The sequence below is a fragment of the Streptomyces violens genome, assembly GCF_000717745.1.
Taxonomy (GTDB): Bacteria; Actinomycetota; Actinomycetes; order Streptomycetales; family Streptomycetaceae; genus Streptomyces; species Streptomyces violens.
In genome coordinates this window covers 334,306-343,611 of record NZ_JOBH01000007.1, presented here as the reverse complement: position 1 = coordinate 343,611, position 9,306 = coordinate 334,306, and the positions used below count along the sequence as shown (strand labels likewise).

9 protein-coding genes are annotated in these 9,306 nt (G+C 70.6%); 6 read left to right on the top strand and 3 right to left on the bottom strand.

Features of this window, described 5'->3' with window-relative positions; genetic code table 11:
• Window positions 1-13 precede the first annotated feature (13 nt).
• Window positions 14-775, bottom strand: coding sequence for an SDR family oxidoreductase (locus IF04_RS0116150; protein WP_030257033.1), 762 nt, complete (start codon window positions 773-775; stop codon window positions 14-16).
• A 276-nt stretch (window positions 776-1,051) separates the two neighbouring features.
• Between IF04_RS0116150 and IF04_RS0116145 the strand changes: the two genes are divergently transcribed.
• The 3 genes from IF04_RS0116145 to IF04_RS0116135 all read left to right on the top strand — a co-directional run bounded on the left by IF04_RS0116145 (window position 1,052) and on the right by IF04_RS0116135 (window position 5,247).
• Window positions 1,052-2,683 carry an alkaline phosphatase D family protein gene (locus IF04_RS0116145; RefSeq protein ID WP_030257030.1) on the top strand — a complete coding sequence of 544 codons (1,632 nt, stop codon included), beginning with the start codon at window positions 1,052-1,054 and terminating at the stop codon, window positions 2,681-2,683.
• Window positions 2,684-2,770: 87 nt separating this feature from the next.
• Complete coding sequence (locus IF04_RS0116140; protein WP_037959609.1) at window positions 2,771-4,108, top strand: multidrug effflux MFS transporter; 1,338 nt, start codon at window positions 2,771-2,773, stop codon at window positions 4,106-4,108.
• A gap of 14 nt (window positions 4,109-4,122) precedes the next feature.
• Entirely contained in the window at window positions 4,123-5,247 is a 1,125-nt protein-coding gene (locus IF04_RS0116135; protein WP_425428424.1) for a serine hydrolase domain-containing protein, read from the top strand.
• Here the strand turns inward: IF04_RS0116135 and IF04_RS0116130 are convergent.
• Window positions 5,244-5,465: a hypothetical protein gene (locus IF04_RS0116130; RefSeq protein WP_030257018.1), complete on the bottom strand. Its 222-nt coding sequence runs from the start codon at window positions 5,463-5,465 to the stop codon at window positions 5,244-5,246. The genes IF04_RS0116135 and IF04_RS0116130 overlap by 4 nt on opposite strands.
• Window positions 5,466-5,537: 72 nt before the next feature.
• On the opposite strand from IF04_RS0116130, the gene map reads away from it, so the two are divergent.
• Window positions 5,538-6,395 carry a type I methionyl aminopeptidase gene (map, locus tag IF04_RS0116125; RefSeq protein WP_030257015.1) on the top strand — a complete coding sequence of 286 codons (858 nt, stop codon included), beginning with the start codon at window positions 5,538-5,540 and terminating at the stop codon, window positions 6,393-6,395.
• Window positions 6,396-6,521: 126 nt separating this feature from the next.
• Window positions 6,522-7,211, top strand: a complete 690-nt coding sequence (locus IF04_RS0116120) for a biliverdin-producing heme oxygenase (RefSeq protein ID WP_030257012.1) — start codon at window positions 6,522-6,524, stop codon at window positions 7,209-7,211.
• A 3-nt stretch (window positions 7,212-7,214) separates the two neighbouring features.
• Here IF04_RS0116120 and IF04_RS0116115 read toward each other — a convergent pair whose 3' ends face one another.
• Window positions 7,215-7,937, bottom strand: a complete 723-nt coding sequence (locus tag IF04_RS0116115; protein ID WP_030257008.1) for a PhzF family phenazine biosynthesis protein — start codon at window positions 7,935-7,937, stop codon at window positions 7,215-7,217.
• 229 nt (window positions 7,938-8,166) lie between these two features.
• Here IF04_RS0116115 and efeO point away from each other — a divergent pair, with 229 nt between their 5' ends.
• A complete protein-coding gene (gene efeO / locus IF04_RS0116110; protein WP_030257006.1) occupies window positions 8,167-9,306 on the top strand; it encodes an iron uptake system protein EfeO in 1,140 nt (379 codons plus the stop codon).

The following is a 9,306-nucleotide window of genomic DNA, read 5'->3' as shown; positions in this document are numbered from 1 at the left end:
CTTCCCGCCCCCCTCACCCCCGCCCGATGTACGGCATCCCCGTAGCCATGACCGTGGCGAACTGTACGTTCGCCTCCAGTGGGAGTGCGGCCATGTGGAGGACCGTGCGGGCGACGTCGGCTGCGTCCATCACCGGCTCCACCGCCAGTTCGCCGTTGGCCTGGAGGATGCCGGTCTGCATGCGGCCGGTCATCTCCGTTGCCGCGTTGCCGATGTCGATCTGGCCGCAGGCGATGTTGTACGGACGGCCGTCCAGGGAGAGGGACTTGGTGAGGCCCGTCATGGCGTGCTTGGTCGCGGTGTACGCGATGGAGTGCGGGCGCGGGACGTGCGCGGAGATGGAGCCGTTGTTGATGATGCGGCCGCCCTGCGGTGACTGGTCCTTCATCGCCCGGAAGGCCGCTTGGGCGCAGAGGAAGGCGCCGTTGAGGTTGACGTCGACGACCGTGCGCCAGTCCTCGTAGGAGAGGTCTTCCAGCGGACCCGGCGCGCCGAATGTACCGGCGTTGTTGAAGAGCAGGTCTACCCGGCCGAAGCGGTCGCGGGCGGCGGAGAAGAGCGCCGCGACGTCGGCGGGGTCGGTGACGTCGGTGGGGATGGGGAGGAGCTCTGCACCCTCACCCGCCAGCCCCGCCGTCTCCTCCAGAGCCTTCGCGCGCCGTCCCGCCAGTGTCACCGACCAGCCCGCGGCGGCCAGTGTCAGCGCGACCGCGCGGCCGATGCCGGAGCCGGCGCCTGTGACCACGGCAACCTTCGGATTGTTCATGTCACTCATGGCGGCAGCGTAAGTGACATGGTGCGTCCTTGGTGGCGGCAGCGTAAGTCACGTCACAGGCCGTGGTCGGCGGCACTGAACCGCGCCGCCGACGTCGCCGCGCCCCGCCCGAAGCCGCCCCGCGCGGGTTTGCCCCGCTGTGCCCGTTGCGGCCCCAGTCCTCATCCCGCCGTCATCGTTGCGTCGTACATCCGACAGCACGTCGCCGCCCCCGGCCTCTGCAATCGCTGCAGACAACCAGAACTCCGGGACCACTTCAGGCAGGGGCAGGGGCAGATGACTCAGCACTCCCAGCACGATCAGCAGTTGCGGGCCGCCGCCGAGCACCTCGGGCGGCGCCGCTTCCTCACCGTCGCCGGGGCCGCCGCGACGCTCGCCTTCGCGACCAATCTGCCGGGCACCGGTGCGGCCTACGCTGCCGAGGTGGACGGGAAGAGCCTTTCCGAGAACCCTTTCACGCTCGGTGTCGCCTCCGGCGATCCGCTCCCGGGCTCGGTCGTCCTGTGGACCCGGCTGGCGCCCCGCCCGTACGAGCCGGGGAATGGAATGCCCGAGGCGCGGGTCTCCGTCCGCTGGGAGATCGCGCACGATGAGAAGTTCGCCCGTATTGCAGGGCAGGGGAAGGCCGAGGCGCATCCGGAGTTCAACCACTCGATACATATTGAGGCGACCGGGCTCGGTCCGGACCGGGTGTATTACTACCGGTTCCGCGCCGGTGACTGGATCAGCCCGGTCGGCCGTACCCGTACCGCCCCGGCCCGCGGCGCGCGTCTCCAGAGCCTGCGGCTGGGGGCCGTCTCCTGCCAGGCGTACCACGACGGTTACTTCACCGCCCACCGGCACCTGGCGGAGGAGGACCTGGATGTTGTCTTCCACCTCGGGGATTACCTGTACGAGTACCCGGTGAATGCGGTTGGCGGCGCCCGTAATTACACCGACCGCACGCTGCCCGCGCTCTTCAACAAGGAGACGGTCACGCTGGAGGACTACCGGCTGCGGTACGCGCTGTACAAGTCCGACCCGGACCTGCAGGCCGCCCACGCGGCGCATCCCTTCGTCGTCACCTGGGACGACCATGAGGTGGAGAACAACTACGCGTCGGACATCAGCGAGAACAATCTGCCGGCGGCCGAATTCCTGGCCCGTCGCGCCGCCGGTTACCGCGCGTACTGGGAGAACCAGCCGCTACGCCGCCCGCAGCAGCCGCGCGGCTCCGACATGCAGCTCTACCGCCGGGTGCAGTACGGCACGCTCGCCCAGTTCGACATCCTCGACACCCGTCAGTACCGCTCCGACCAGGCGTACGGCGACGGCTGGGACGTGCCGGGCCCGGAGTCCCGGGACAAGAGCCGGACGCTGACCGGCGCGACGCAGGAGCGCTGGCTGATCGACGGCTGGCGCGGCTCCAGCGCGCTGTGGAACGTCGTACCGCAGCAGGTCACCTTCTCCGAGCGGCGCTCCACCACCGCCCCGGACTACAAGGTCAGCATGGACTCCTGGGACGGCTACAGCGCCTCCCGGGACCGCGTGCTGGCGGGCGCGGAGGCGGCGGGTGTGGACAACCTCGTGGTCCTCACGGGGGATGTGCATGTGCACTATGCCTTCGACATCAAGAAGGACTTCGGGGACCCCGGGTCGCGCACGCAGGGCGTGGAGTTCGTGACGACGTCCATTGCCAGTGGCAAGGACGGTGCCGACAAGCCGCCGAACTGGGACGCGTACATGGCGGCCAATCCGCACATGAAGTTCTACAACGGCCGCCGCGGCTATGTGACGGTCGAGCTGGACCAGGAGAAGGCGCGCGCCGACTACCGGACCGTGTCCGCGGTGACCACGCAGGGCGCGCCCATCGCCACCGTCGCGTCCTTCGTGTCCGAGGCGGGCAACCCGGGTCTGAAGCCCGCCTGATCCAGCCGCCCGGGGGGACGAAAACAGGCCGGGGTCCGCCAGGACATGACACCATGGTGCGTACATCTACAAACCATGGAGACACTCATGTCGGACCCCGGCCCCGCCACGGCCGAGAGCCATCAGAGCCGCCCGAGTCCCCGAATATCCGCCCCGGCCGCCGGCCCCGCGCCGACCCCCGCGGCCCGCCGCACGAGCCTCCTCGTCACCCTCATCCTGGGCGGCCTGACCGCGGTCCCGCCGCTCTCCATGGACATGTACCTCCCGGCCCTGCCGGCGGTCACCCGGTCCCTGAACAGCCCCGCCGCCACCGTCCAGCTGACCCTGACCACTTGCCTCGCCGGCATGGCGCTCGGGCAGATGGTGGTCGGGCCGATGAGCGACAAGTGGGGGCGCCGCCGCCCGCTCCTCATCGGGATGGTGATCTACGTACTGGCGACCGCCCTGTGTGCGGTCGCCACCAACGCCGAGTTCCTGATCGCGGCGCGGCTCGTCCAGGGCCTCGCGGGCGCGGCCGGCATCGTCATCGCGCGGGCCGTCGTCCGCGACATGTACGACGGCGTGGCGATGGCCCGCTTCTTCTCCACCCTGATGCTGATATCCGGCGTCGCGCCGGTCGTCGCCCCGCTGATCGGCGGGCAGATCCTCCAGGTCACCGACTGGCGCGGCGTCTTCGTCGTGCTCACCGTCATCGGCGTGCTGCTCACCCTCGTCGTCTGGCGAAAGCTGCACGAGACCCTGCCGCCCGAGCGCCGGCAGGCGGGCGGCCTCGGCGCCGCGCTGCGCACCATGCGCGCACTGGTCGCCGACCGGGTCTTCACCGGATACCTGCTCGTCAGCGCCTTCGCCTTCGCCGCGCTCTTCGCGTACATCAGCGCCTCGCCGTTCGTGATCCAGGAGATCTACGGCGCCTCCGCGCAGACCTACAGCCTGCTCTTCGGGGTCAACTCCATCGGGCTGGTCGCGCTCGGCCAGCTCAACGGAAAGGTGCTGGTCGGCCGGGTCTCGCTGGACAAGGTGCTGGCGGTCGGGCTGGGCCTGATCACGCTCGCGGCCGCCGCGCTGCTGCTGATGTCCACCGGCGTCTTCGGGCACGTCGGGCTCGCGCCGATGGCCGCCGGGCTGTTCGTCCTGATGGCCTCCATGGGCCTGGTCATGCCGAGCACCAACACCCAGGCGCTGCTGCGCACCTCGCACGCGGCCGGCTCCGCCTCGGCGCTGCTCGGCACCTCCACGTTCCTGATGGGCGCCGTGGCTTCGCCGCTGGTGGGTATCGCGGGCGAGCGGACGGCCGTGCCGATGGCTGTCGTACAGGGTTCCTGTGCACTTCTGGCGCTCGCGTGCTTCCTGGGACTGTGCCGTCCGTGGCAGCGTAGGGAGGAGTCCACGGAGGACGGCACGACCGGCGAAGGGAACCGGCTCTGAACGCACCCGCACCACTGCGCCACGGCACCCCCGCCCAGGCGGGGCTCGATCCGGCATGGACCCGGCGGCTCGTCGCGGAGATCCGCGCGCTGCCCGAAGGGCCCGCGCCCTGCTGCGCGGGCGTCGTGGCGGTGGCCGGGCGCGGGCCGGTCGTCGCGGTCGAGGAGGCCGCGGGGTGGGCGCTGCGGTACGGGTCGTACGACGTGGCGCGCGGCCGCGGGATCCCGCTGGCCCGGGAGCGCTGGGAGCCCGTGCGGGCCGGCACGGTCTTCGACCTCGCGTCGCTGTCGAAGCTGTTCACGGCGATCGCGGTGCTGCAGCGGGTGGAGCGCGGAACGCTCGGGCTGGACGATCCGGTGGCCGGCCACCTGCCGGACTTCGCACCCGCCGTAACGATTCGCCATCTGCTCACCCACACCTCGGGGCTGGCCGCCGAGCTGCCGCTGTACGACGGTTCCGCCGCCGGTGCGGGGAGCGACTTGCTCGGGCCGCTGCGGTCCGCCGCCGCGGCCGCCGTGCCGGGCCCCTTCTGCTACTCCGACCTGGGCTTCATCGCCCTTCAGCGGCTGCTGGAGACGGTCGAGGGCGAGCGGCTCGACGTCCTCGTCCGGGACGGCATCACCGGCCCGCTCGGCATGATCAGCACCTCGTACGGGCCGCTGGCCCCGGCCGGGGTGGCAGCCACCGAGGCCGAGGTACTCCTCAAGGCCCGGCGGCGGTCCTGCGCGGGCGGCGTGGTCCGCGGCGAGGTGCACGACGAGAACGCCTACGCGCTGGGCGGCGTCGCCGGGCAGGCGGGGCTCTTCGCCACGGCACAGGACCTCGCGGTGCTGTGCCGGGCGCTGCTCACCGGGGGCGGGCCGGTGCTGCGCCCGGAGACCGTCGCGCTGATGCTCACCCCGCCCGGCCTGGGCTTCCGCGTCGCACAGCCCGGCTTCATGGGCGAGCTGGCCGCAAACGGCGCCGCCGGGCACACCGGCTTCACGGGGACGAGCCTGGTGCTCGACCCTCGTACGGACGCCTTCTTCGTACTGCTCACGAACGCGGTGCACCCGCGCCGGGGCGGCGAGCCGGTGCCACGGGCACGGCTGGCGACGTATCTGGCGCGGGCGACCACGGCCCGGCCCCCGGCGGCCTAGGAGCTGCTGCTCCCCTTGTCGGTCCAGCGGGAGTCGTTCTCCCACTCCACGTTCCGTTCGCGGGCGGTCTCCATGGCGTGTGCGGCCTCTTCACGGCTGCCGTACGGACCCATCCGGTCCGCCGCCCGGCACTCCGGGCCCTCCTCGACCCTGGCGTGCTTGAGGCAGTAGTACCACTCGCCGGGCTTTCCCGCCGTGCCCCGCTTGAACAGTGCCATCCCGGCCTCCTCCGCCTTGGGCGCCTTGCCTGACGCCATCCTGCCCGATGGCTCGCGGATACACTCGCTGGCATGTCTGGCCAGTCTCTCCTTGTCCCGGGGACCATCTCCCCGCAGCGCCCCGTCCCCGCCTCCATCCCGCGCCCCGAGTACGTCGGCAAGGACGCGCCGACCCCGTATACGGGCCCAGAGGTGCAGGACGCCGACACCATCGAGCGGATGCGCATCGCGGGCCGGATCGCGGCCCAGGCGATGGAGGAGGCGGCCAAGCTCATCGAGCCGGGCGTGACCACCGATGAGCTGGACCGGGTCGCGCACGAGTACATGTGCGACCACGGCGCCTACCCCTCCACGCTCGGCTACCGCGGCTTCCCCAAGTCGCTGTGCTCCTCGCTCAACGAGGTCATCTGCCACGGGATCCCGGACTCCACCGTCCTGCAGGACGGCGACATCGTGAACCTCGACGTCACCGCGTACATCCACGGCGTGCACGGCGACAACAACGCCACCTACCTCTGCGGCAACGTCGACGAGGAGTCCAAGCTCCTGGTCGAGCGGACCCGCGAGTCGCTGAACCGCGCCATCAAGGCCGTGAAGCCGGGCCGGCAGATCAACATCATCGGCCGGGTCATCGAGTCCTACGCCAAGCGCTTCGGCTACGGCGTCGTCCGCGACTTCACCGGGCACGGCGTGAACACGTCCTTCCACTCCGGCCTGATCGTGCCGCACTACGACAGCCCGCACCACACGACCGAGATCAAGCCCGGCATGACCTTCACGATCGAGCCGATGCTCACGCTGGGGACGTACGAGTACGACATGTGGGAGGACGGCTGGACGGTGGTGACGAAGGACCGCAAGCGCACCGCGCAGTTCGAGCACACCCTCGTCGTCACGGAGACCGGTGCGGAGATCCTGACGCTTCCCTGAGCGCTTCCCGGGCGCGTGCGCGGGTAGGCTTTTACCGACATGCTGTCGGGAACCGATTGACTTAGGTAAGCCTAAGTTGCCACAATCGGTTCCCGGCCGCTACCGCTCGGTCCCTGGAGGCCCGCCTTGGACGCGCACAGCCCCGCTCTCTCCACGCCGTTCTCCGCACTGATCCGTACGGCGTCCAGCGAAGCGCACACCGAGGTGCAGCACACCTCCTTCATGGACGACATGCTCGGCGGCCGCCTCGGCGTCGCCGCCTATCGCCGCTATACCGAGCAGCTCTGGTTCGTCTACCGCGCCCTGGAGGGCAGCGCCGAAGCCCTCGCCCAGGACCCGGTCGCGGGCCCCTTCATACGGCCCGAGCTGACCCGCCTTCCCGAGCTGGAGCGTGACCTCGCGCATCTGGCCGGGGCGGAATGGCGCGACGCGATCCGGCCGCTGCCCGCCACGGAGGCGTACGCGGCACGGATCGCCGAGTGCGCCCGCGAGTGGCCGGCGGGGTACGTCGCCCACCACTACACCCGCTATCTCGGCGACCTCTCCGGCGGCCAGATCGTCCGCGGCACGGCCGAGAAGGCGTGGGGCTTCGCGCGCAAGGGCGACGGCGTCCGCTTCTACGTCTTCGAGGACATCGGCAATCCCGCCGCCTTCAAGCGCGAGTACCGCGCGCTGCTGGACGCGCTGCCCGTGGACGACCTGGAGAAGCAGCGGGTGGTCGAGGAGTGCAGGCGCGCCTACGCGCTGAACGTCGCGGTGCTGGGTGAACTGACGGAAGAGTTCGGCGGGGACGGTCGCAGCCCCTTGAGCGCGTAACGCCTAGCTGAGCTGCCGCACCTCGCTCATCGCGACCCGCCCCCCGAGGTCGATCCGACCTCCGGGGTGCGGCCGCGTGAGGATCTGCGAGCCGCGCCCCTGCCGGATGTCCAGCGCGCGGCCCAGTGCGTGCGTGAGCTGCAGGGCCGCCGCCCCGGTCGCCTCGTCCTCGGTGATGTTCCCGGTGCAAGCACCGGCTCCACCGGAGCGGCTGGCGCCGCGCTCATCGATACGGCGCGGGAAGCCTCGCGCCCGCACCCGCCCCGCGGTCTCGTCCTCCCACGCCCACGCGTACAGCCAGCCCTCGCCCGGCGGCGGCGCGGGCAGGGCGTCCACCTCCGCGACAGAGGCGTACTGGTGCGGCGTGCGGCCCGTCGCCCACTCGGGGCGCCCTTGTACCCAGGTGAACTCTCCGTCGTGGCGTACCGGCACCTCACCGGCCGCCGGCCGCAGCACCTTCACCGGCTCCCCGAGGTGCCGCAGCAGCCACGCCGTGCCGACCAGCGGGTGCCCGGCGAACGCCAGGCGCGCCGTGGGCGTGTAGATGTCGACCGCGCCGCGTCCGGCGTCGTCGATGAACACCGTCTCGCTGAAGCCCAGTTCGCGGGCGAGCGCCTGTCGTTCCTGCTGCCCGGAGAACGCGGAGCCGTCCGGTACGACCCCGAGGGGGTTTCCGCTGTCGTCGGCCGGGCCGCAGAACACCCGCAGTACGTGAAGTTCCGTCATGACGGCATTGAACACCGGTGATAGATCAACAGGGTCACAGGGTCTTACCTTGGCCGGGGCATTGCCATGTCATTGCCGGACATTTGGCGGTCCGTTATGGGGTCGTAGCCGGTGAGAGGGGGATCACTGGACGGGCGAGAGGGAATCAGGTAAGCCTCGGATAAGTTAGGCCTGCCTTAGTTCGAGGCAGGCCGTCCGCCGCCGTTGTCCGAAGAAGCCTGGAGCCCGTATGCGAGCCCTCCGCTCCGCAACCGCCGCCGCGATCACCGTGGCCGCCGCACTGACCGCAACCGCGTGCACGGCCAAGAGTGAACTGGCGGGTGGCGCCGGGAAGGCCGGTGCCGTGCAGGTGACCGCGTCCGACGACGCGTGTGAGGTGTCGAAGAAGGAGTTCCCGGCCGGGCACGTGCAGCTCGCCGTCGAGAACAAGGGCAGCAAGGTCACCGAGGTGTACGTCTACGCGCCCGGCGACCGCATCGTCACCGAGCGGGAGAACATCGGCCCGGGCACCAAGGCCGCCATCACCGCCGAGGTGAAGGCCGGTTCGTACGAGATCGCCTGCAAGCCCGGCATGAAGGGCGACGGCATCCGGCAGAAGGTCACCGTGACCGGCAAGGGCGCCGCGGTGCAGCGGAACCCGAAGCTGGACGCGGCGGTGGCCGAGTACCGCAAGTACGTCCAGCAACAGGCCGACGGGACGCTGCCGAAGGCGAAGGAGTTCGCCGAGGCCGTCAAGGGCGGTGACCTGGAGGCCGCGAAGCAGGCGTACGCGCCCTCCCGCATCGGCTGGGAGCGCACCGAGCCGGTCGCGGAGTCCTTCGGTGACATCGACCCCAAGGTCGATGTGCGCGAGGACGGCCTGGAGGACGGCCAGAAGTGGACCGGCTGGCACAAGCTGGAGCAGTCCCTGTGGCAGACCAAGAAGATCTCCGGGGACGACAAGAAGCTCGCGGACCGGCTGATCAAGGACCTCGAGGACTGGCAGCAGCGGGTCGGCAAGGCCGAGATCACCCCGACCAGCATGGCCAACGGCGCCAAGGAGCTGCTGGACGAGGTCTACACCGGCAAGGTCACCGGTGAGGAGGAGCGCTACAGCCACACCGACCTGGTCGACTTCCAGGCCAACGTCGAGGGCGCGGAGAAGGCGTACGAGCTGCTGAAGCCGGTCGCGAAGAAGAACGACCCGGCGCTGGTCGAGGAGCTGGACAAGCAGTTCGAGGCCATCGGGAAGCAGCTCGACGAGTACCGCGAGGGGGACGGCTTCGTCGCGTACGACACCGTCTCCAAGGGCGACCGCAAGGACCTGTCCGACGGCGTGAGCGCGCTGGCCGAGCCGCTGTCGAAGCTCGCCGCCGCCGTGGCCGAGTAG